Annotated in this window: 20 protein-coding genes; 11 read left to right on the top strand and 9 right to left on the bottom strand. The window is 61.4% G+C overall.

The annotated features are described in order from the left end of the window. Positions 1-36: 36 nt before the first annotated feature. From AB5Y76_RS10610 to gntU, 4 genes are all read right to left on the bottom strand, one after another. Entirely contained in the window at positions 37-2154 is a 2118-nt protein-coding gene (locus AB5Y76_RS10610) for an AsmA family protein (RefSeq protein ID WP_263718000.1), read from the bottom strand. A gap of 143 nt (positions 2155-2297) precedes the next feature. Further along, positions 2298-4367, bottom strand: coding sequence for an ATP-dependent DNA helicase RecG (recG, locus tag AB5Y76_RS10605; protein WP_263718001.1), 2070 nt, complete (start codon positions 4365-4367; stop codon positions 2298-2300). 190 nt (positions 4368-4557) lie between these two features. Further along, the gene (gene pssA / locus AB5Y76_RS10600) at positions 4558-5907 is read right to left on the bottom strand and encodes a CDP-diacylglycerol--serine O-phosphatidyltransferase (RefSeq protein WP_263718002.1); all 1350 of its coding nucleotides are present in this window, start codon (positions 5905-5907) and stop codon (positions 4558-4560) included. A gap of 150 nt (positions 5908-6057) precedes the next feature. Then, positions 6058-7398 (bottom strand): gluconate transporter, encoded by a 1341-nt coding sequence (gene gntU, locus AB5Y76_RS10595; protein WP_005355418.1) that lies wholly within the window; start codon positions 7396-7398, stop codon positions 6058-6060. Positions 7399-7643: 245 nt separating this feature from the next. Between gntU and AB5Y76_RS10590 the strand changes: the two genes are divergently transcribed. Genes AB5Y76_RS10590 through AB5Y76_RS10580 form a run of 3 tightly spaced genes read left to right on the top strand, consistent with a single transcriptional unit; the run spans position 7644 to position 10597 of the window. Further along, entirely contained in the window at positions 7644-8153 is a 510-nt protein-coding gene (locus AB5Y76_RS10590) for a gluconokinase (RefSeq protein ID WP_005340649.1), read from the top strand. Continuing rightward, positions 8150-9946 carry a phosphogluconate dehydratase gene (gene edd / locus AB5Y76_RS10585; protein WP_064339166.1) on the top strand — a complete coding sequence of 599 codons (1797 nt, stop codon included), beginning with the start codon at positions 8150-8152 and terminating at the stop codon, positions 9944-9946. The genes AB5Y76_RS10590 and edd overlap by 4 nt, the downstream gene beginning before the upstream one ends. Positions 9947-9955: 9 nt before the next feature. After that, positions 9956-10597 carry a bifunctional 4-hydroxy-2-oxoglutarate aldolase/2-dehydro-3-deoxy-phosphogluconate aldolase gene (locus tag AB5Y76_RS10580; protein WP_005342660.1) on the top strand — a complete coding sequence of 214 codons (642 nt, stop codon included), beginning with the start codon at positions 9956-9958 and terminating at the stop codon, positions 10595-10597. 84 nt (positions 10598-10681) lie between these two features. Here AB5Y76_RS10580 and AB5Y76_RS10575 read toward each other — a convergent pair whose 3' ends face one another. Then, a complete protein-coding gene (locus AB5Y76_RS10575; RefSeq protein ID WP_064339167.1) occupies positions 10682-11689 on the bottom strand; it encodes a substrate-binding domain-containing protein in 1008 nt (335 codons plus the stop codon). Between the two features lie 89 nt (positions 11690-11778). Here AB5Y76_RS10575 and AB5Y76_RS10570 point away from each other — a divergent pair, with 89 nt between their 5' ends. Beyond that, positions 11779-12429 (top strand): Qnr family pentapeptide repeat protein, encoded by a 651-nt coding sequence (locus tag AB5Y76_RS10570; protein ID WP_139408823.1) that lies wholly within the window; start codon positions 11779-11781, stop codon positions 12427-12429. Positions 12430-12560: 131 nt separating this feature from the next. Here AB5Y76_RS10570 and envC read toward each other — a convergent pair whose 3' ends face one another. Both envC and gpmM read right to left on the bottom strand, forming a co-directional pair. Further along, the gene (gene envC, locus AB5Y76_RS10565; protein WP_064339169.1) at positions 12561-13913 is read right to left on the bottom strand and encodes a murein hydrolase activator EnvC; all 1353 of its coding nucleotides are present in this window, start codon (positions 13911-13913) and stop codon (positions 12561-12563) included. Positions 13914-13922: 9 nt separating this feature from the next. Next, a complete protein-coding gene (gene gpmM, locus AB5Y76_RS10560) occupies positions 13923-15452 on the bottom strand; it encodes a 2,3-bisphosphoglycerate-independent phosphoglycerate mutase (protein WP_005342668.1) in 1530 nt (509 codons plus the stop codon). 246 nt (positions 15453-15698) lie between these two features. Between gpmM and AB5Y76_RS10555 the strand changes: the two genes are divergently transcribed. The 3 genes from AB5Y76_RS10555 to gpsA are packed head-to-tail and all read left to right on the top strand — an operon-like array spanning position 15699 to position 17658. Further along, positions 15699-16130, top strand: coding sequence for a rhodanese-like domain-containing protein (locus tag AB5Y76_RS10555; protein ID WP_005340640.1), 432 nt, complete (start codon positions 15699-15701; stop codon positions 16128-16130). Between the two features lie 50 nt (positions 16131-16180). After that, a complete protein-coding gene (gene secB / locus AB5Y76_RS10550; protein WP_042054222.1) occupies positions 16181-16651 on the top strand; it encodes a protein-export chaperone SecB in 471 nt (156 codons plus the stop codon). A 2-nt stretch (positions 16652-16653) separates the two neighbouring features. After that, positions 16654-17658: an NAD(P)H-dependent glycerol-3-phosphate dehydrogenase gene (gene gpsA, locus AB5Y76_RS10545; RefSeq protein ID WP_005356865.1), complete on the top strand. Its 1005-nt coding sequence runs from the start codon at positions 16654-16656 to the stop codon at positions 17656-17658. Positions 17659-17730: 72 nt separating this feature from the next. Here the strand turns inward: gpsA and nfuA are convergent, their stop codons facing one another. After that, on the bottom strand, positions 17731-18309 hold the full coding sequence (gene nfuA, locus AB5Y76_RS10540; protein WP_005340636.1) for a Fe-S biogenesis protein NfuA: 579 nt from the start codon (positions 18307-18309) through the stop codon (positions 17731-17733). An 80-nt stretch (positions 18310-18389) separates the two neighbouring features. Then, on the bottom strand, positions 18390-19118 hold the full coding sequence (locus AB5Y76_RS10535; protein ID WP_064339170.1) for a ComF family protein: 729 nt from the start codon (positions 19116-19118) through the stop codon (positions 18390-18392). A gap of 38 nt (positions 19119-19156) precedes the next feature. Between AB5Y76_RS10535 and bioH the strand changes: the two genes are divergently transcribed. From bioH to AB5Y76_RS10515, 4 genes are all read left to right on the top strand, one after another. After that, on the top strand, positions 19157-19921 hold the full coding sequence (gene bioH, locus AB5Y76_RS10530; RefSeq protein ID WP_263718003.1) for a pimeloyl-ACP methyl ester esterase BioH: 765 nt from the start codon (positions 19157-19159) through the stop codon (positions 19919-19921). Between the two features lie 71 nt (positions 19922-19992). Next, entirely contained in the window at positions 19993-20226 is a 234-nt protein-coding gene (locus tag AB5Y76_RS10525) for a flagellar basal body rod C-terminal domain-containing protein (protein WP_005342675.1), read from the top strand. 1 nt (position 20227) lies between these two features. Continuing rightward, positions 20228-20995 (top strand): putative metalloprotease CJM1_0395 family protein, encoded by a 768-nt coding sequence (locus AB5Y76_RS10520; protein WP_263718004.1) that lies wholly within the window; start codon positions 20228-20230, stop codon positions 20993-20995. A gap of 85 nt (positions 20996-21080) precedes the next feature. Beyond that, a complete protein-coding gene (locus AB5Y76_RS10515; RefSeq protein WP_005355353.1) occupies positions 21081-21359 on the top strand; it encodes a hypothetical protein in 279 nt (92 codons plus the stop codon). Positions 21360-21377 lie beyond the last annotated feature (18 nt).

Raw genomic sequence — 21377 nt, 5'->3', positions numbered from 1 at the left:
AAACGACAAGGCCTCATCATGAGGCCTTGTCTGTTTTTACCCTTGCTGGCTGTCGCTTGTCTGCCCGGCTTGGGTCTGCACTTGGGCCTGGTTTTGGGCTTTCGTTGCGGGAGCCGGTCGCCAGAGCGGGGCGCTGTTGCCTTGCGGCGGATAGCGTACTCCTACTTCCCAGCCGCAGGCGTCCTGCTTCTGCGGGAAGCTCCAGGCCAGTGTGGGTTCCGTCAGCGGCCCGCGCCACTGGCCGAGCAGCTCGGCGCAGCGGTTGCCGTTGAGCACCCCCAGATCCAGCTGCCACTGCTCGTTGACCAGATCGATCCCCCCTTGCAGTGCCAGCAGATGAGTGATGGTGGAAGCGCCAGCCTGCTCGACTTGTAGTTGCCCCTTGTCGATCTTGCCCTGCAGCTTGATGCGGTAGAAGGGGGTGTCACCCTCCTGCATCGCCTGCCACAGCTGATCCGGCGTCAGGGTGGGCGGGGTCGCCCCCTTGAACCACTGATCCAGCAGCTGATCTATCTTTACCTTGTCCCAGAACGGCTCGTCGGCATCGAGGGCAAAGCTGCCCTGCAGGGTCTGGCGCCACTCGCCCGCCGTTTTGCCATGTTCGGCTTGCAGATCGGCGCTCACGTCCGCCTTGCCAGCGAACGATACAGGGGAGTGGAATATCTTGCCCCATTGCTGCAGATCCAGCTTGGTTGCCTGCAGTTGGAGGCGGCTGCTCTGGCCCGGTTCGCGGCCCCACTGGCCACTCAGGCTGAGAGTGCCCTCATCCGGCAGCGAGCTGGTGAGTTTGCCCAGTTGCCAGGAGCTGGGGGTCAGCTCCCCATCCAGCTCGCCGTTGCGGGCGCTGAGGCCATCCCACACCAGCTCGAACCACTTGCTCTCGATACGGGCACGGCCGAGCAGCGGGCCGGGTTGGTTATCGCGCAGGGCGAGATCGCTCAGATAGAGCTGCCAGCCGGTCAGCGACAGAGGGATGGAATCGTCGAAGGAGAGCACCTTAAGCTTGTCGAACGCCAGCTTGCGGATATCCACCTGCTGCGGGCGCCAGCCCTGCCAATCCTGCCACCACCCCTGTGGCAGACTGATATCCATGCCGCTCAGCGCCACGTCTTTCAGGGTCAGCTTCTGCTGCTGGCTATCGAGGGATAGCTCGACATTGAACTCCCCTTCATAGGCCTTGCCCTGCAGTTCGCCGTCGATCTGCTGAGGCGAGAAGGCGAGCTTGCCCTTGATCTCCTCCAGCTGGAACAGGCCACGGCCCATGTCGCCCAGGGTGCCGCTCAGATAGCCGGTGGGCTGGTTGCCCGCCTGCCAGTTGAAGGCGGTGAGCTGGCCGCTGAAGTTGTTGAAGGAGAGCTCCTGATTGATGTCGTTGAGGCTGACGCCGTCCAGCTGGCCGCGATCCAGCGACACGCTTTGCAACGGGAAGCGCTGCGGGAAGCCTTGCTGTGTCAGATCGCCCAGCTCCACCCGCATGCCGCGCGCCTTGAGGTCGTGCAGTTGCAGGGTGCGGGCGGGCCAGTCCAGCACCATGCCGGTCTCCAGCAGACCGTCAAACAGGTTGGTTACCAGCTTGTCGGTGCGCAGCACTTCTCCTTCCAGCCGTCCTTGCAGGTTGAGACGGGCGAAGGTGAACTGCGGAGTCTCCAGCTGGCCGATATTGAGGCTCAGGTTGGCCTGTGGCTGCCGTTTCGGGTCGATCAGCTCCCAGTCGCTCAGGGTGGCATTGAGTCCACGCAGGGTCAGCTCGGGGCTTTCCAGACTGAGGCGATCGATAGTGCTGTCGTTGATGGTGAGGGAGTGCACCGGCAGGTTCGGCAACTGGTTGGGCAGTGGCAGCTTGATGGCGGGACGAATGAGATCGAGGTGGGCGATCCGCACGTCGCGGCTCAGCCAGTCGATGCTATCGATCTCCAGATAGATCTTGTCGAGGGAGACCGCATCGCCGTAGCGTACCTGCTCTGCCAGCAGGGTGTAAGGGTGGAGCGGGTTGAATACCAGCCGCCCTATGGTGACCGGCACGCCGGTCTGCTGGCTGATCCAGCTGGCGATGGGGCCTTTGGCGCGCTCGGCGTCGAACAGGCCGAGGGCAACCCAGACAAACAGCAGCAGGAAGGCGAAGGTGTAGAGCAGGCCGCGTAGCCAGGAATTCATGGGTGCTTTCCTCCTGTTTTGGGATTGGTTGTCAGGCGTTTGAGTAGTGGTCTCGCAGACCGAACCAACGGCGAATCAAGGGTTCGACATGACTCGGATGCCTATCCATAAGGACATGTGCCCATCTTCTGCATCTACCTCGATCAGGCATTGGAATAGTGATCCCGTAAGCCGAGCCAACGGCGAATCAAGGGTTCGACATGGCTTGGGTGCCTATCCATGAGGAAGCGCGCCATTTTTTGCACCTGCGGAATAAGCGGCTGATCCCGCACCAGATCGGCGATCTTGAGGTCGGCCAGACCGGTCTGGCGGGTGCCGAGCAGTTCCCCCGGGCCGCGCAGTTCCAGATCGCGCTGGGCGATGAGGAAGCCGTCGTTGGTCTCCCGCAGCACCCCGAGTCGGCTCTGGGCCGTCTTGGACAAGGGGGCATGATAGAGCAGCACGCAGTGAGAGGCCACCGCCCCCCGGCCAACCCGGCCGCGCAGCTGGTGCAACTGCGCCAGCCCGAGACGTTCCGGGTTCTCGATGATCATCAGGCTGGCGTTGGGCACATCCACCCCCACCTCGATGACGGTGGTGGCGACCAGCAGTTGCAGTATGCCTGCCTTGAACTCCTCCATCACCCGCTGTTTCTCCACCGGCCGCATCCGGCCGTGCACCAGCCCGATATGCAGGCCGGGCAGCAGGTTTTGCAGCTCGGCGGCGGTATCCTCGGCAGCCTGACACTCCAGCACCTCCGACTCCTCGATCAGGGTGCAGACCCAGTAGGCCTGCTTGCCCTCGGTGCAGGCGAGCTTGACCCGCTCGATCACGTCGCCGCGACGGCTGTCGGGCAGCGCCACCGTGGTGATGGGGGTTCGGCCCGGCGGCAGTTCGTCGATGACCGAGGTGTCGAGGTCGGCATAGGCGGTCATCGCCAGGGTGCGAGGGATGGGGGTGGCGGTCATGATGAGCTGATGGGGATGCACCCCTTCCCGCTCCCCTTTCTCGCGCAGGGCGAGGCGCTGATGCACCCCGAATCTGTGCTGTTCATCGATGATGACCAGCGCCAGACGCTGGAACACCACCTGCTCCTGAAAGATGGCGTGGGTGCCCACCACCATCTTGACACTGCCATCGGCGATGGCAGCCAGCGCCTCCTCCCGCGCCTTGCCTTTCTGCTTGCCCGCCAGCCAGCCAACCCCGATGCCGAGCGGCTCCAGCCACTTGGCGAAGTTGATGGCGTGCTGTTCGGCCAGCAGCTCGGTCGGCGCCATCAAGCCCACCTGACAGCCATTGCCGATAGCCTGCAGGGCCGCCAGCGCCGCGACCAGGGTCTTGCCGGAACCTACGTCACCCTGCACCAGCCGCATCATGGGGTGGCTCTGTTGCAGATCCTTACTTATCTCCGCTACTACCCGGCTCTGTGCGCCGGTGGGCTTGAACGGCAGGGCGCCGAGCAGCAGTTCGACCAGCTCGGGCGCCGGTTTGAGAGCGCGAGCCAGCTGGGTTTGTGCCTGAGCGCGCACCTTGAGTACCGAGAGGTTGTGAGCCAGCAGCTCCTCCAGTACCAGTCGCTGCTGGGCCGGATGCTGGCCGCTTTCCAGCAGCGGCAGCGCCACCGAGGGGGGTGGGCGGTGCAGCAATTTCAGGGCGGCGGCCAGTTCAATCTGATGGGGATAGAGTCCGGCGGGCAGCAGCTCCTCCACGCCATAGAGGTCTAGCTGGGCCAGCGCCTGATCGGTGAGGTTGCGCAGGGTGAGTTGGCGCAGCCCTTCGGTAGTCGGGTAGACGGGGGTGAGCGCTTCCTCGGTCTGACCGGCCTGCTCCTCGCCGAGCAGCTTGTACTCGGGGTGGGCCATCTCCAGCCCGTATTTGCCGGGGCGCACCTCGCCAAAGCAGCGGATCAGACGGCCCGCCGCCAGACTGTTTTTCTGGGCGGCGGTGAAGTTGAAGAAGCGCAGGGTGAGGGTGCCGGTGCCATCGCTGATGCGACAGACCATCATACGGCGGCGCCCCATCACCAGCTGAGTGTCCTGGATTTCGCCCTCGACAGCGCCGTGCAGGCCGGGCGGCAGATCGCCGATGGGCCATACCTGGGTGCGGTCCTCGTAGCGCAGGGGGAGGTGGAACAGCAGATCCTGTACCGTGGCCAGCCCCAGCCGCTCGAGCTTCTCCAGCATCTTGCTGCCGACACCCTTGAGGCTATCGAGAGGAATTTTATCCAATTTCATCAATTAGATGCCCGAAAACACTGTAAATATGTCCAGATGATAGGGGTTGTTGAGGGGCCGATGCAAGCCGAGTTGCTGCTGGCAGGGCCGTCAAGGCGGGGGAAACGGCGGATATAACAAAGGCCTGCCGAAAACGGGAGGCCTTTGTGTGGCTGCCAACAGGCAAGGTGCGGGCGCATGGCGCCCAAGGTCAGATGATGCGCTTGAGCAGCAGGTGGGCCTTAACCCGGTGGATCCGTCCCAGCAGCTTGCGCACCTGTTCCGGGTAGTCCTGGATCTGTTCCACCTGATCGAAGTGGCTGATCCGCTTGGTGTTGGTCAGGATGTTATCCCGCTCCGCGTTGAACTGAGGGCGCAGCAGGTGGCGACGATCGTGCACCAGCAGGCCATTCTCCAGATCCAGCGCCCAGGCGCGGGGGTTGAGGTTGTTGCCGGTGAGCAGGGCCCACTCGTCATCCACGAAGATCCCCTTGAGATGGTAGGAGTTGCGCTCGCAACACCAGAGCATCAGGTTGAGGCGACCGTCGTCGATGTGGCGCTGGTTGCGCTCGGCAAACTTGCGCAGGTTGGTCTCGTAGAGATAGGGCAGGCCACCGATGGTGGAGAACTTCTCTTCCGGCGGAATGAAGAAGTCGTTGGCGGTCTTGTCGCCCACTACGATGGTCACCTTGCAACCGCGCTGCAGCAGATCCTCGATATCCTTGCTCAACTCCTTGGGGGGGTTGAAGTAAGGGGTGCAGATGAAGATCTCCCGCTCGGTGGCGCGCACCAGATTGCGGATCATCAGGTTGAGCTGATTGTTGCGCTTGCCCAGACCCACCATGGGGGTGACGGCCACTTCCTGAGTGTTGACCGGCATGGTGCTGAAGCGGTACTGGCTCTGGCGCAGGTTCTGCTTGAAGCGGCGGATCGGCCCCTTCAGTTGTTTGGCGCTGGGGATGTCGCTGTGATCCAGTCGCTGCACCGCGTCGCTCTTCACGAACAGGTCATCCACATAGTTGACCATGCTGCGGGCCAGCTCCGGGCTGATGATCTGGTGATAGCGGTCGAAGCGGTAGCGATCCTGCTGGTGCAGGTAGATGTCGTTGAGGCTGGCACCGGAGTAGAGCACCACATCATCAAAGATGAATCCCTTGAGGTGGAGCACGCCGAGCAGCTCGCGCCCCTTGACCGGCACGCCGTAGATTTCGATCTGGTGCTCGTGTTCGGCAGCCATGGCCTGATACATCAGGTGGTTGCCACCTTGCTTGCCTTTGCCGATCAGGCCGCGCTGGGCACGGTGGAAGTCGACGAACAGCTTGATGTCGAGGGCCGGATTGCGCTGCTTGGCGGCGTAGAGGGCGGAGAGGATCTCCCGGCCTGCTTCGTCATCCTGCAGATAGAGCGCGACCAGATAGATGCGCCGGGTGGCACTGGCGATAAGCGCAAGAATGCGGCGTTTGAAATCCTGGGCGCTATAGAGCACTTCAAACTGATCCGCTGCGACGGCGATCTGGGGCAGGCGCGCCAGCAGTTGTCGATAATGGGCCGATGAATGCATAGATAAACCTGAAATCACGGGGTTAAGCGTTCCACTCGGAGCGATGAATAGGCGATTCTAGCAATCTCGCCCTCTCAGCCAAAGAAAGAATCATCAGAAAGATGAAAAAGGCCTCACGAGTGAGGCCTTTTTGTCAGCATTTTGCCCTTGTCAGAGGAAGCTGTAGATGATCATCGCCATCACGCCGCCGGTGGTGCCGATGATGGTCTCCATCACGGTCCAGGTCTGCAGGGTCTGCTTCTCGGTCAGGCCGAGGTAGCGGTTCGCCAGCCAGAAACCGGAGTCATTGACGTGAGAGAGCACGATGGCACCGCCGCCAATGGCGATGGTGACGGCAGCCAGCTGGGCACCGTTCAGACCGAGCGGCTCCAGCATCGGCAGCACCAGACCGCAGGCGGTCAGCATGGCGACGGTGGCAGAGCCCTGAATCACCCGTACCGCAGCGGCCAGAATGAAGGCCAGCGCGACGATGGGCAGACCGGAGTCGGCCAGCATGTTGCCCAGAGCGGCACCCACGCCGGAATCAACCAGCACCTGCTTGAAGACGCCACCGGCACCGGTCACCAGGATGATGACACCGGCGGGCTGGATGGCGCTGTTGCAGACGCTCATCACCTCGTCACGGGACATGCCGCGGCGAATACCCAGCAGATAGAAGGCGGCCAGACAGGCGACCATGATGGCAGTGAAGGGGTGACCGATGAACTCCAGCCAGTTGTGCAGGGTGGAGCCCGCCTCGACGAAACGACCGACGATGGTCTTGAGGCCGATCAGCAGCAGCGGCAGACCGATGAGGCCCATGGCCAGCCCGAAGGAGGGCAGGGATTTGCTGTCATCGTGGACGCTGTTCTGGGCATCGGCAGGCAGCGGTACATCGACGATCTTGCTGATGAAGTCACCGAACAGCGGGCCAGCCAGGATCAGCGCCGGTACGGCGGCGATCAGGCCGAACAGGATCATGTAGCCGAAGTCGGCACCCAGTTGGGATGCCACCAGGATCGGGCCCGGCGCCGGGATAAGGAAGGCTTGGCAAGTGGCGATACCGGCCAGCAGAGCGATACCGATCTTCACCACGCTGCCGCCGCCACGACGGACGATGGCGAAGGCGACGCCAATCAGCAACACCACGGCCACGTCAAAGAAGAGCGGCAGGGCGCAGACAAAGCCGGTCAGGGCCATGGCCCAGTTGGCGCGCTTGACGCCAAACTTGCCGAGCAGAGTGTGGGCTACCCGGTCGAGAGCACCAGTCACTTCCATCACCTTGCCGAACATGGCGCCCAGCGCCACCACTACCGCGACGAAACCGAGGGTGCCACCCATCCCTTTCTGGATGGTGTTGGCGATATCGGCCGGGTTCATGCCGGCGGCGAGACCCGCCACCATGGAGACCAGGATCAGGGCTACCACGGCGTGGAGCCGGGCCTTCATCACCAGGAAGAGCAGCAGCACAATCGAGCCGGCGGCTGTCATGATCAGGGAGAGGTCAGACATTGTTATGCGTTCCTTTTTCCAAGTTCAGTCGTGACACCTTGCCGATCCGTCGGCAAACCATATCTTTATGATTTATTTAGATTTATGGCAAGGGCTCAACATCATATGCCCAGGTGACTATGGGTTTGCTCAGTCTGTGGCAGACTTCACATTTTCAATCGTTACCGGTAACATGTTACCGGTAATGTGTTAGATTAGAACCCATCAACAGCTGGTTTTTTGAAAAGTGGGACAGAGGTCAAATTATGGCGGGTAAGTGCATTATCGTGATGGGTGTGTGTGGTAGCGGCAAATCCAGCGTGGGTCTGAAAGTGGCCGAAGCGCTGGGCGCCAAGTTCATCGATGGTGATGACCTGCACCCCAAGGCCAACATCCAGAAGATGGCTGGCGGCAACCCCCTCAACGATGAGGATCGTGCCCCCTGGCTGGAGCGGATCCGCGACGCCGCCTACAGTCTCGAGCAGAAGAACGAGACCGGCATCATTGTCTGTTCCGCCCTCAAAAAGAAGTACCGCGACCAGATCCGCGAAGGCAACGAGTCGGTCAGCTTCATCTTCCTCGATGGCAGCCAGCCGCTGATCCTCGAGCGGATGCGTGCCCGCAAGGGCCACTTCATGCGCGAAAGCATGGTACAAAGTCAGTTCGATACCCTGGAGCGCCCGGATGGCGAAGCCGGTGTATTCCACATCGATATCGACGGCACCTTCGAACAGGTGGTTGACCGCGCCGTCACAGCATTGGAGCAAGCCCAATGATTCATCAGGTAATTTCCGACGTCACCGCCCGCATCCGCGAGCGCAGTGTCGCCCGTCGTCAGGCATTTCTGGCCCGTATCCAGCGTCAGGCAGAGCAGGGCAAGACCCGCGCCGCGCTGGCCTGTGGCAACCTGGCTCACGCCGTGGCCGCCTGCAGCAGTGACGAGAAGGGTCGCATCCTCGACATGACCCGCGCCAACGTCGGCATCGTCACCGCCTACAACGATATGTTGAGCGCCCATCAGCCCTATCAGGGCTATCCGGATCAGATCAAGGCGGTGCTGGCCGAGCTGGGCCACAGCGCCCAGGTCGCCGGCGGCGTGCCCGCCATGTGCGATGGCGTGACCCAGGGTCAGCCGGGGATGGACATGTCCCTCTTCTCCCGCGACCTGATCGCCCAGGCGACCGCGCTGTCGCTCTCTCACAACACCTTTGATGCCACCCTGCTTCTCGGTATCTGCGACAAGATCGCTCCGGGTCAGATCATGGGGGCCCTCTCCCACGCTCACCTGCCGACTGCATTTGTTCCTGCTGGCCCGATGGCGAGCGGCATCAGCAATGACGAGAAGGTGAAGGTGCGTCAGAAGTACGCTGCCGGTGAAGTGGGTCGCGACGCCCTGCTGGAGATGGAGTGCGGCGCCTACCACGCGGCAGGCACCTGCACCTTCTACGGCACCGCCAACACCAACCAGCTGGTATTCGAGGCCATGGGCCTTATGCTGCCGGGCTCCGCCTTTGTGCACCCGCATAGCGAGCTGCGCCGCGCCCTGACCGCCGAAGCGGCCCGCCGTATCAGCGCCATGATCTCGGGTTCCCCGGCCTATCGCCCGCTGAGCGAAGTGCTGGACGAGCGCTCGCTGGTCAACGGTCTGGTGGCCCTGCTCGCTTCCGGTGGCAGTACCAACCACAGCATCCACATGGTGGCGCTGGCTCGCGCCGCCGGTCTGGTTCTGACCTGGGATGACATCAGCGATCTCTCCGACGTGGTGCCGCTGCTGGTGCGCATGTACCCGAACGGCCCGGCCGACGTCAACGCCTTCGAACAGGCAGGCGGCGTGCCCGGCCTGATGCGCCGTCTGGCAGAAGAGGGGCTGATCCACATGGATGCCACTCCGGTCTTTGGCGAAATGCAGGATTACCTCAGCCGTCCGGCATTGGTCGATGGCCAGCTGGTGTGGCAGCCGGTGGGCGAGAGCGGCGATGCGAGCGTGTTGTCCCCCTCCGGCAGCGTATTCCAGGCCACTGGCGGCACCAAGCTGCTGGCGGGCAATCTGGGCCGCGCCGTGGTCAAGGTCTCCGCCGTGGCTCCCGAGTATCGGGTTATCGAAGCGCCAGCGCGGGTCTTCTCCTCCCAACATGCGGTGGAAGCGGCCTACAAGGCGGGCGATCTCAATCAGGATGCCGTGATCGTGGTGCGCCACAATGGCCCGGCCGCCAACGGCATGCCGGAGCTGCACAAGCTGATGCCTGTGCTCGGCAACCTGCAGAAGGCGGGTTTCAAGGTGGCGCTGGTCACCGATGGCCGCCTCTCCGGCGCCTCCGGCAAGATCCCGGCCGCCATCCACGTCACCCCGGAAGCGCTGCACGGCGGGGCCATTGGCCTGCTGGCCGACGGCGATCTGCTACGGGTTGACGCGGTAAACGGCAGCCTCGACTGCCTGACCGATTTGAGTGGCCGTACCCAGGCCGAGATTGACCTCACTCTGGAACAAGAGGGGTGGGGCCGTGAACTGTTCAGCGTGATGCGTCGCGCGGTATCGAGCGCCGAGTGTGGCGCCACCATCTTTGACTAAGGAAGAGCTATGCAGAACTGGAAAGTGACCCCGGCCGAGGTGTTTGCCGCCTCCCCGCTGGTACCCGTGATGGTTATCAACGAGCTGGATCAGGCCCTGCCGATGGCCAAGGCGCTGCTCGACGGCGGCATCTCTGTCTTCGAAATCACCCTGCGCACCCCGGTGGCGCTTGATGCCATCGCCCTTATCGCCAAGGCGATGCCGGATGCCATGGTCGGTGCCGGTACCGTGCTCAACTGCGAGCAGTTTGACGCAGCCGTCGCTGCCGGTGCCCGCTTCGTCATCTCCCCGGGGATGACCCCGGCCCTGCTGGCCCACGCGGCCAAGAGCACTGCACCGCTGATCCCGGGCGTGGCTACTCCGTCTGAAGTGATGCAGGCGCTGGAAGCGGGTTATGACCATCTGAAGTTCTTCCCGGCCGAAGCGAACGGCGGCACCAAGGCGCTCTCCGCCATTGCCGCGCCGCTGCCCCAGGTGAAGTTCTGCCCGACCGGCGGTATCGGCCCGAAAAACGTGGCCGACTATCTGGCGCTCAAGTGCGTCGCCACCGTCGGCGGCTCCTGGATGCTGCCGGCCGATGCGGTCAAGAGCGGCAACTGGGAAGAGGTGACCCGCCTCTCCCGCGAAGCGGTTGAGCTGGTTAAACGCTAAGCGTCAGTTGTGCAGAAAACCAAACAGGCCACCCTCGGGTGGCCTGTTTGCTATCAGCGTGACTTAAGTGGGTGAGGGAAGGGATTACCCCAGACTCTCCCCGACATAGAGGGAGAAGCCGATATCCTTGCGGGTGTCGGGTTGGGATTGGCCGCTGAGACGCGCCAGCAGCATGGTGGCCGCCTCCCGACCGATCGCTTCCCGCGGGGTGGCGATACTGGCCAGTTTGGGGGTCATGGCGTGGCCGATGTCGAGAGCGTTGCAACCGGCGATGGCGATCTGCTGGGGCACCGGGATCCACTTGGCCTGACACTGCAGCAGGGCGCCCACCGCCAGGTCATCGTTGGTGCAGAACAGGCCGTCGAGGTCGGGATAGCGCACCAGCGCCTGATCCAGCAGCTCGCCCCCCAGGGTGAAGCTGGAGGATTGTTCGGTCAGCAGATGCTGGCCGGTGAGGCCGAAGTCGATCATTGCCTGATAGTAACCCTCCATCCGCAGCTGGGTACGTACGTCGAGCCGCGCCCCCAGATAGACCACCTTGCGACGGCCCCGGCGCAGCATCTCTGTTACCATGGCCCGGGCGGCGGCTCTATGGTCCATGCCGACCACCATGTCGATGGGGGTTTGCGGCAGATCCATGGTCTCCACCACCGGAATGCCGGCGGTGGCGATCATCTTGCGAGTGCGCTCGGTGTGCTGGCTGTCGGAGAGGATCAGCCCATCCACATGGTAGGAGAGCAGGGACGCGACCTGCTCCTCCTCCCGCTCCGGGCTGTAGCCGTAGTGGGCCAGCAGGGTCTGGTAGCCAGCCGGTCGGGTTACCGACTCGATGCCGTGGATCACCGCCGAGAAGACCTGGTTGGAGAGGGAGGGGATCAGGATGCCGATCGCCTTGCTGGTCGCGTTGGAGAGAATATCCGGCGCTCGGTTGGGGATATAACCCAGCTCTTCCACTACAGCTGCGATCCGCTCGCGGGTCCCCTCCGCTACGGTCTGCGGGTCGCGCAGATAGCGGCTGACAGTCATCTTGGTCACGCCGGTTTGGTCGGCGATATCTTGCAGGGTGGGGCGGCGCTTGCGGGTGGGGCTCATAGGGGTGTCCAGCGTGGATGTTACATGTAACATTACCGTTTTTGGCGGATAAAGTCAGCATATGAAGCCGTTTTTGCAGGAGTTTTCCGATGATCAGAGGCAAACAGTTCGTGGATGTCCGGTTCGAGCAACAGGATGTGGAGGGGGAGCAGTTCTCGGAGTGCCGCTTTATCGGCTGCAACTTCTCTTGGCTGGATTTGAGCGATAGCCGCTTCATCGACTGCAGCTTCTACGATCGGGAGAGTGAACGGGGCTGCCTGTTGCAGGGTTGCGATCTGCGCGAGGCCAGCTTCCTGCGCTGCGATCTCACCATGGCCGATTGCAGCCGCAGCCAGTGTCTGGGGTTGGAGATGCGCGACTGTCAGGCGGTCGGTATCAACTTCAGCCATGCCAGCTTCGCCAACCAGATCACCGCCAAAAGCTACTTCTGCGAGGCCCATCTGACCGGCAACAACTTCAGCTACGCCAGCTTCGAGGGCTGCCTGCTGGAGAAGTGCGAGCTTACCGGCAACCGTTGGCAGGGGGCCAACCTGTTTGGTGCCTCGCTGGCGGGTTCCGATCTCAGCGGCTCCGAGTTTGGCCAGATTGACTGGACCAGCATCAAGCTGCAGGGCTGCGATCTGCGCCAGTGCGATCTGCCGGGGCTGGATCTGCGCCGGGTCGACCTGCAAGGGGTGCAGATCAACGAGGATCAGCAGCAGACCTTGCTGGAGCAGATAGGTCTGGTTGTCTTCCCCTGAGCCGAGAGAAAAATTAGGTAATTTTTCATCAAATTAAGCCGACAGTGGGGAGGGCGCTCCTGAAACGACAAAAGCCTGCGTGATGCAGGCTTTTGCTAGTGAGCGTGTGATGGCTTGTCGGCCGGGTTAACTCAACCCTTGGCCAGCCATTTGGTTGGGTTGATGGCCTCGCCCTGATAGCGAATTTCGAAGTAGAGGCCCGGTCTGTCCTGACCGCCGCTGTCACCGACCAGCGCTACCGGTTCACCCTGTTCCACATTCTGGCCAACCTGACGCAGCAGCGACTGATTGTGACCGTAGAGGCTCATATAGCCTTTACCGTGGTCGATCACCAGCAGCATACCGAAGCCGTCGAGCCAGTCGGCGTAGACCACTTGTCCCGGTGCAACCGCCTTGACCTGGGTCCCTTCGCTGGCGCCGATCAGGGTGCCTTTCCACTTGAGCTGGGCGGTGCGCGGTGAACCGTAGGAGATGAGGATCGGCCCCTGTACCGGCCAGCGCAGGCTGCCATTGGTCTTGAGACCACTGTAGTGACCGGCACTGCTGATGCCCGAGCCACGCTCCGGTTTGCTGCTGGCCACCTCTTCGACCGGTTCTGCCGGTTTGACGGTTTTGTTCTGCTGGGCGGCGAGTCGTTGCTGCTCGGCGCGGCGTTGTTCGGCCAGCTTGCGCTGACGCTCCTGCTCCGCTTTCAGCTTGGCCAGCCGTTCCCGCTCGGCCCGTTCACGGCGCTCCTGCTCTTCCCGCTTGCGGCGCAGCTCTTCCAGCCGGGCTTTCAGCGCCTTCTCCGCCTTGACCAGCTTGGTGAGCTTCTGCTCGTCATCCTGTACCGACTGCTGCAACTGGTTGCGCACCTTGGCCCGGCTCTGCTGGCTGGCCAGCAGGGTCTGGTGATGCTCTTGCTGTTCGGCAAGCAGGGTCTGCAGTCTGGTCTCGGTCTCTTTGGTTGCCTGCTGGTTTTTCGCCAGCTTGTCGCGGGTGGCGCGCAGGGCGTCGATGGCCTCGATGCGGGCCTTGTTGAGGTAGTCGTAGTAGTCGAGTGAGCGGCTCAGTTTGGCCGGATCCTGCTGATTGAGCAGCAGTTTCAGGTAGTCGTGGTTACCCGCTTGAAAGGCGCTCTCCGCCTGTTTGGCCAGCAACTGCTTTTGATGTTTGGCTTGAACTTCCAGCCCCTGCTTGTCTTTTTGCAGGGTCGCCAGCGTCTGCTGGTTCTGCTTCAACTGCTGCCTGGTCTGGTTGAGTTTGGCGGCGGCGGCCGAGATGGCCTGCTCGTCAGCCTTGAGCTGGGTATTGAGCTTGGCAAGCTCCTGCTTGCTGAGCTTGATGGTCTGCTGTTGTTCCTTGATCTGGGACTGCATGGTCCCCAGTTGCTGATTGGCGGCCAAAGCCGGTTTGCTGGCGCCAAACGACAGGCAAAAAAACAGCGCGCCGGCCAACAGGCCGACGCGACTGGTTTTCTGTGAAATAACTTCGCATCCCCGCATGGGGAAGGATTATTTCAGAATCATCAGGGGCTTGCCAGTCATTTCCGGCGGCACCGGCAGACCCATCAGGGTCAGCATGGTGGGGGCCAGATCGGAGAGTTTGCCACCTTCAACCACCTCGGCTTTGCGACCGAAATAGATGAGCGGAACCGGCAGATTGGTGTGGGCGGTGTGGGCCTGACCAGTCTCTTCGTCCAGCATCTTCTCGGCGTTACCGTGGTCGGCAGTGATCAGGCACTCGCCACCCACTTCGGCCAGCGCGTCGGTCACGCGACCGATGCAGTGGTCAACGGCTTCACACGCTTTGACGGCGGCATCGAACACACCGGTGTGACCAACCATGTCGCCATTCGGGTAGTTACAGATGATGACGTCGTACTTGCCGCTCTTGATGGCCGCAACCAGCTTGTCGGTCAGCTCTTCGGAGCTCATTTCCGGCTGCAGGTCATAGGTCGCCACTTTCGGGCTGGCCACGATCTCGCGATCTTCGCCGGTGAAGCAGGACTCTTCGCCACCGTTGAAGAAGAAGGTGACGTGAGCATACTTCTCTGTTTCGGAGATGCGCAGCTGGGTCTTGCCCTGCTTGGCCAGCCACTCACCCAGGGTGTTGACCAGAGCGGTCGGCGGGTAGGCACAGGCAGTTTTGATGTCGGCCGCGTATTCGGTCAGCATCACGAAGTTCAGCTTCGGCTCGACTGCACGGGCGAAGCCGGTGAAGTCGGTGTCAACGAAGGCGCGGGTGATTTCACGGGCACGGTCGGCACGGAAGTTCATGAAAATCAGCGCATCGCCATCTTCCATCGGTGCAGCTTCGCCGATGCGGGTGGCTTTGACGAACTCGTCGTTCTCGTCGCGAGCATATGCGGCAGCCAGCGCTTCGGTGGCGCTATTGGCGGTGAACTCGCCCTTGCCCTGGGTCATCAGGTCATAGGCTTGCTGCACGCGATCCCAGCGGTTGTCACGGTCCATGGCGAAGTAACGACCGATCATGGAAGCGAAACGACCCTTGCCCAGCTTGGCGAACAGGGCGTCGAACAGCTCGATGGAGGACTGGGCGGAGCGCGGCGGAACGTCGCGGCCATCCAGGAAGGCGTGCAGGTAGATCTTCTCGGCGCCACGCTTGGCTGCCATTTCGATCATGCCCATGATGTGCTCTTCGTGGCTGTGTACGCCACCCGGGGACATCAGGCCCATGATGTGAACTGCTTTGCCGTTGGTCACGGCAGCGTCAACAGCCTTGGCCAGCTCGACGTTCTGGAAGAATTCGCCATCCTGGATGTCTTTGGAGATGCGGGTCAGCTCCTGATAGACGATGCGACCGGCACCGATGTTGACGTGGCCCACTTCGGAGTTGCCCATCTGGCCATCCGGCAGACCGACATCCAGACCGGAGCCGGAGATAAGGGTGCTGGTGTAGTCACGGGCCAGACGATCGAGGTTGGGAGTCTTGGCGGCAGCGACGGCGTTGTGCTCTTGCTTGGTGCTGTAGCCCCAACCGTCCATGATGACCAGAACCAAAGGTTTCTTAGCTGTTGACATAAGACTATGTCCTCTCGGATTGGAAAAAATGCGGGAAATGAAACTAGCGTAATATTACTACATCTGCCGAAATAGTCACCTGATAGCCAAGGGGCGCTCCCGTGGCCCCGCAAGCCACGCCTTTCCTGCCATGCTCGCTGCCCAATGTTGATGGGAGCCTGCTCGCGCTTTGCCGCCAAGATGGCTGATCTTATCAATACCCCCATGTATACTCGGGCCCTTGTCTTGGTCCCTGGATAGTAGAAGATGCAAGAGTATTTGGATTTTGCGGCCCGTAACCCGCTGCTGACCGCAGCCTGGTTGGGCCTTGCTGGCACCCTGGTTTACACCACGGTGCGTGCCCGTTTGTCTCCGGTAAAAACCGTCAACAACCACACTGCGACCCTGCTGATCAACCGCGAGAATGCTACCGTGGTGGATATTCGCAGTCAGGAAGAGTACGCCAAGGGCCATCTGGCCGGTGCCCAGCACCTGCCGCTGACCCAGATCCAGAGCAATAATCTGGGCCCGGTTGAAAAGCATAAAGATGCCCCCATCATAGTGGTGTGCGAGTCGGGAATGACTGCGGGCGGCGCGGGCCGTCAGCTGAGCAAAGCTGGCTTCAAGCAGGTTTATGTGCTCGGCGGTGGCATGGCCCAATGGCGTGCAGAAAATCTGCCGGTAACCAAGAAACGCTGATTTAAGCAGGGCCTGAGCCCACTTATCCATATAACAAGGAATCAAACGAAATGGCTGACGAGATCAACAACCAGGAAGTACAACCGGAATTCCACATCCAGCGTGTTTACACCAAGGATGTCTCTTTCGAAGCGCCGAACACCCCGCACATCTTCCAGAAAGAGTGGCAGCCGGACGTCAAGCTGGATATGGATACCAAGACCAACATCCTGGCTGAGAGCGTGTACGAGGTTGTCCTGACCCTGACCGTGACTTGCAAACTGGAAACCGAAACCGCCTTCCTGTGCGAAGTACAGCAAGCCGGTATCTTCACCATCGGTAACCTGCCGGAGCCGCAACTGGCTCACTGCCTGGCTGCCTTCTGCCCGAACATCCTGTTCCCGTATGCCCGCGAAGCCGTGGCCAACATGGTGAGCAAGGGTTCCTTCCCGCAGCTGAACCTGGCACCGGTCAACTTCGATGCCCTGTTTGCCCAGCACATGGCGCAAGCACAGGCCCAGCAGGCGACTGCGGAAGCCTGATAATGGCTGACCAGATCGCTATCTCGGTCTTGGGGGCGGGGTCTTATGGCTCCGCCCTTGCCATTTCTCTGGCGCGCAATGGTCATCCGACCCTGCTGTGGGGTCACGACCCCGCTCATGTCGCCGAGCTGGAACAAGACCGCTGCAACAAGGCATTTTTGCCTGATGTCCCTTTTCCCGCCGATCTGCAGCTGACTGCGGATCTGCAACGTGCGGTACAAGCTGCCCCCGTGCTGCTGCTGGTCGTGCCGAGCCATGTATTTGGCGATGTGCTGACCCGGATCAAACCCTTCCTGCGCCCCGATACCCGTATCGCCTGGGCCACCAAGGGTCTGGAGCCGGACAGTGGCCGTCTGCTGCAGGACGTGGCCCGTGAAGTGCTGGGTGACGAGATACCGCTGGCGGTGATCTCCGGTCCCACCTTCGCCAAGGAGCTGGCTGCCGGTTTGCCGACCGCCATCTCGGTCGCCTCGACTCACGACGAGTTCGCCGACGATCTCTCCCACCTGCTGCACTGTGGCCGCTCGTTCCGGGTCTATACCAATCCGGACTTCGTCGGTCTACAGCTGGGTGGGGCGGTGAAGAACGTCATCGCCATCGGTGCCGGTCTCTCCGACGGGCTCGGGTTTGGCGCCAATGCCAGAACCGCACTCATCACCCGGGGTCTGGTAGAGATGCAGCGTTTGGGTGCGGCGCTGGGTGCCGATGCCAAAACCTTTATGGGGATGGCGGGGCTCGGGGATCTGGTGCTCACCTGTACCGACAACCAGTCGCGCAACCGTCGCTTCGGGCTGGCCCTCGGGGCTGGCAAGGATGTGAACACCGCAATGACCGAGATCGGTCAGGTGGTTGAGGGATATCGCAACACCAAAGAGGTGCATCTGCTGGCGGCCCGCTGCGGCGTCGAGATGCCCATCTGCGAGCAGATCTTCAAGGTGCTCTACGAGGGTAAGAACCCGAAAGAGGCGGCCATCGCCCTGCTGTCGCGAGACAAGAAGGACGAGTAATCTGCCGATTGCCCATGCAAAAGGCCCCGCCAGATGGCGGGGCCTTTTCTTTGCAGCCGCAAGGGCCACAAATCAGTAGTAGGAGTGGTCGCCGCGCTGGTGCTCGGTGGCGTCTTTCACGCCGTTGAGCTCACCCGGGAACTTCTCCAGCAGCTGCTTCTCGATCCCCTCTTTAAGGGTGTAATCGACCATGGAGCAACCGTTGCAACCACCGCCAAACTGCAGGATGGCCAGTTTGTCTTCAGTCAGCTCGACCAGGGTGACCTTGCCACCGTGACCGGCCAGCATGGGGTTCACTTCGGACATCAACACGTACTCGATGCGCTCGATCAGCGGCGCGTCGTCGGCCACTTTACGCATCTTGGCATTCGGTGCCTTCAGGGTGAGCTGGGAGCCCATCTGATCGGTCACGAAGTCGATGGTGGCATCCACCAGGAAGGGGGCGCTCAGGGGATCGACCATACAGTCGAAGCCGCTGAAGGGCAGGTGTTGATCTTCCGGGTCCACGGCATCGGGCGGGCAATACGATACGCCACACTCGGCATTCTGGGTTCCCGGATTGACCACAAACACCCGGATATTGGTGCCATCAGGCTGTTTTTCCAGCAGTTTACGGAAATGGGCCTGGGCGGCGTCGGAAATGCTGATCATCACTATCCTCATAAACCTGAGTGTACGACTAGGGTATTCATGATAACGCGGTTATTAATGCTTGGGTAGCATGCCGATGGCTACTTGTTGTGCCGCAGGGTTCGACAGATTGCCCATACTTCTACCTTTGTGATGCCGCTCTCATGGAGCAAACGGCTGAGCTGCCCAGCGGTGGCGCCTGTGGTCACGACGTCATCGAGCAGGGCGACATGGCGATAGTGGTGGGGGCGGATCCGGAATGCCCCGCGCAGATTGCGCCGTCGCTGCCCGGCGCTCAAGGTTGTTTGTTGCGGGGTCGCCTTGATGCGTTGCAACAGAGTGTTGTCGCAGAGAATACCGGTGAACTCGCCAAGGGCTTGTGCGATCTCCTCCGCCTGATTGAACCCACGCCGCCACTGCCGCCACCAGTGCAGGGGAACCGGAATGATCGCCTCCGGCGGCTCGCGGCTATCCAGATGATCGGCCAAGAGGCGTGCCAGTAGCGGCGCCAGCAGGATCTGGCCGGAATATTTAAGCCGGGGGATCAGCATGGGGTAGGGGGCTCGGTAGTCGCCAATCACCTGCAACCGCTCCCAAGGGGGAGGTCTGCGCTGGCAGCGACCACAGACCGGTATGTTCTCTTCTATATAGTCAGCCAGCGGTGCGGCGCAGAGGTGGCATCTCGGCTGTGACTGGTGCAGCGCCTGCCGACACCAGCTGCAGAGCAGGGGCTCGTGGTCGCAAGGCTGATGGCAGAGCAGGCAGCTCCCTTGCCAGTCGCCGTGGCTGCCGAGCAGCGGGCTTGCTTTAGCGAGCAGTCGCTTTAACATGCTGACCCCAAGAGCATGAACAGGGATCTTGAGTCTAGATGAGCATATCGGTAGAGCAGTTTGGCCAGGGGCCCGATCTGGTGCTGTTGCACGGTTGGGGGATGAATGGTGCGGTCTGGCATGGCGTTGCCCAACAGTTGGCGTCCCACTATCGGGTTCATCTGGTGGATTTGCCCGGCTTTGGCAATAGCCTGCTGGATGACGAGGTGGATTACAGCCTGCCCTGGCTTGCCGAGCAGGTGGTCGCGATCTTGCCGCAGAAGTGTCATCTGCTTGGCTGGTCGCTCGGCGGTCTGGTGGCAAGCCAGTTGGCGCTGACGCATCCCGATCGGTTGCATTCCCTGATCACGGTAGCCAGCTCTCCCTGCTTTATGGCGCGGGACGAGTGGCCCGGAATTGCCCCCAAGGTACTGACCGGCTTCAACCAGATGTTGGCGGGGGATTTTCGCCAGACCATAGAGCGCTTTCTGGCGATCCAGGCAATGGGCAGCGAACATGCCCGAGATGATATCCGTCAGTTGCGCCACTGGCTGGCCGAGCGCCCGGCGCCCCAGTTTGCCGCACTTGAGGCCGGGCTGACGCTGTTGGCCGAGATTGATCTGCGCGAACCGCTGCAGGTGCTCGATCTGCCCTGGTTGCGGATCTATGGCCGACTGGATTCATTGGTGCCCAAGGCGGCCATTCCCCTGCTGGATGATCTCTACCCTGCCAGCCGCAGCGTGACTCTCAATAAGGCCTCACACGCACCTTTTATCTCCCACCCTGACGAATTCATTGAAATCGTTCGAGATTTTGTTGGCTAAAAAACAGCCTGCAAGCTTCATTAATCCTCTGGTCTGGCGGATAATTAAGCTGTGACCAGAGGAGTAACACCATGCGTATTGATTCTGCTTTCAACAGCGGGGTACAGGGATTTCAGCGAGCCGAACAGATTGCCGACAAGGCATCCAATCAGATCGCCCGCCTCAATACCCCCAGCGGGGATCAGGTGCAAGTGACCGATGAGCTTGTCAATCTCAAGGTGGCCGAGCAGCAGGCTGGCGCTTCCGCCAAGGTAGTGCAGACCGCCAGCGAGATGATGGGAACCCTGATCGACATCCGGGTGTGAGATGAACATCAATGTCAGTCTGCCTCCCCTTATCCCGACACAGCTGCAACCCCAGGTGGAAGCGGCGAGGACGGATAATCGCCGGGCAGAACTGATCCCTCAGGCCCGAGCGGGCCAAGCTTCCGTTGCCGAATCTGAAGTCGGCTCCCAGAAAGAGAAATCCAAAGCCGCTCAGGCCTCCAGCAATCAGACCTCCCAGAACAGCCGTGAAACCGGGCAATTAGCCCCGACGACACTGCCAGATAATCGCTTTGTCGAGGCCACCGGTGAGGATGGGCAGCGCAAGCAGCAAGATCCCAAACAGCAGGAGCAGCAACAGCGGCAAGAGCAGCAGGTTCAGGATCTTGTCGAGCGTGACAAGGAGGTGCGCACTCACGAGCAGGCGCACCAGTCTGCGGGTGGAGAGTACGCCAGCTCGCCCACCTATCAGTTTACGCAAGGGCCGGATGGCAAGCGTTATGCGACGGGTGGCGAAGTCCAGATCGATACCAGTGTCGTACCCGGTGACCCTGCCGCTACCATCGCCAAGATGCAGCAGATCCGCTCTGCAGCGCTGGCGCCTGCCGAGCCTTCTGCGCAGGATTTGGCCGTCGCGCGCAGCGCCGCCGCCAGTGAAGCCAAGGCGCGCAAAGAGCTGATGGCCGAGCAGAGCGCAAAATCGGGCGGCGTGCTGAGTGCCTATATGGACAAGCGCAACAGCGTCATCGCGGGCCACTATCAACAGGCTGTCAGCCCGGCCTCGACCCAGTCCCTCAGTCTGCATATCTGAATCACTCTCGCCAAACTTTCAGCTGCTTTGCCTGTTTTGCAACTAACCTGAAGATCAGGCCCATTCCAATTTCACAGGAGCTGTCATGCATTTCGATGAAGTCAAAGCGGAAGATTTCACCACCTTCTCCCGTGTACCGCCCCCCCACCTGCAGATGGAGCAGTTTCTGATGCAGCTCGGGGGAGGGGGAACTGAAGGAACCAGTTTCAAGAAGAAAGTGATGCTGGCGGCTGGCTGGAGCCACACCGGCGTCGTCTCTTACGGTAAGTATCCGCAAGAGGCCTGCAAGGCATTCAACCGACTGCGGGAGGTGCTGGCCCAGCATGGAGAGCCCGAGAGCATTCTTGCTGCCCTGACGCAGTGATCCTGAGCTTCGCGTGTA

Origin of the sequence: Aeromonas sp. R1-2 (assembly GCF_040908505.1) — a bacterium.
GTDB lineage: Bacteria > Pseudomonadota > Gammaproteobacteria > Enterobacterales > Aeromonadaceae > Aeromonas > Aeromonas veronii.
The sequence above is the reverse complement of the archived record's forward strand: the minus strand, read 5'-3'. Positions and strand labels throughout refer to the sequence as shown.

Coding starts and splice junctions, on each gene's coding strand:
- AB5Y76_RS10610 (WP_263718000.1), bottom strand. CDS start 2,154: ATGAATTCCTGGCTACGCGGCCTGCTCTACACCTTCGCCTTCCTGCTG.
- recG (WP_263718001.1), bottom strand. CDS start 4,367: ATGAAATTGGATAAAATTCCTCTCGATAGCCTCAAGGGTGTCGGCAGC.
- pssA (WP_263718002.1), bottom strand. CDS start 5,907: ATGCATTCATCGGCCCATTATCGACAACTGCTGGCGCGCCTGCCCCAG.
- gntU (WP_005355418.1), bottom strand. CDS start 7,398: ATGTCTGACCTCTCCCTGATCATGACAGCCGCCGGCTCGATTGTGCTG.
- AB5Y76_RS10590 (WP_005340649.1), top strand. CDS start 7,644: ATGGCGGGTAAGTGCATTATCGTGATGGGTGTGTGTGGTAGCGGCAAA.
- edd (WP_064339166.1), top strand. CDS start 8,150: ATGATTCATCAGGTAATTTCCGACGTCACCGCCCGCATCCGCGAGCGC.
- AB5Y76_RS10580 (WP_005342660.1), top strand. CDS start 9,956: ATGCAGAACTGGAAAGTGACCCCGGCCGAGGTGTTTGCCGCCTCCCCG.
- AB5Y76_RS10575 (WP_064339167.1), bottom strand. CDS start 11,689: ATGAGCCCCACCCGCAAGCGCCGCCCCACCCTGCAAGATATCGCCGAC.
- AB5Y76_RS10570 (WP_139408823.1), top strand. CDS start 11,779: ATGATCAGAGGCAAACAGTTCGTGGATGTCCGGTTCGAGCAACAGGAT.
- envC (WP_064339169.1), bottom strand. CDS start 13,913: ATGCGGGGATGCGAAGTTATTTCACAGAAAACCAGTCGCGTCGGCCTG.
- gpmM (WP_005342668.1), bottom strand. CDS start 15,452: ATGTCAACAGCTAAGAAACCTTTGGTTCTGGTCATCATGGACGGTTGG.
- AB5Y76_RS10555 (WP_005340640.1), top strand. CDS start 15,699: ATGCAAGAGTATTTGGATTTTGCGGCCCGTAACCCGCTGCTGACCGCA.
- secB (WP_042054222.1), top strand. CDS start 16,181: ATGGCTGACGAGATCAACAACCAGGAAGTACAACCGGAATTCCACATC.
- gpsA (WP_005356865.1), top strand. CDS start 16,654: ATGGCTGACCAGATCGCTATCTCGGTCTTGGGGGCGGGGTCTTATGGC.
- nfuA (WP_005340636.1), bottom strand. CDS start 18,309: ATGATCAGCATTTCCGACGCCGCCCAGGCCCATTTCCGTAAACTGCTG.
- AB5Y76_RS10535 (WP_064339170.1), bottom strand. CDS start 19,118: ATGTTAAAGCGACTGCTCGCTAAAGCAAGCCCGCTGCTCGGCAGCCAC.
- bioH (WP_263718003.1), top strand. CDS start 19,157: ATGAGCATATCGGTAGAGCAGTTTGGCCAGGGGCCCGATCTGGTGCTG.
- AB5Y76_RS10525 (WP_005342675.1), top strand. CDS start 19,993: ATGCGTATTGATTCTGCTTTCAACAGCGGGGTACAGGGATTTCAGCGA.
- AB5Y76_RS10520 (WP_263718004.1), top strand. CDS start 20,228: ATGAACATCAATGTCAGTCTGCCTCCCCTTATCCCGACACAGCTGCAA.
- AB5Y76_RS10515 (WP_005355353.1), top strand. CDS start 21,081: ATGCATTTCGATGAAGTCAAAGCGGAAGATTTCACCACCTTCTCCCGT.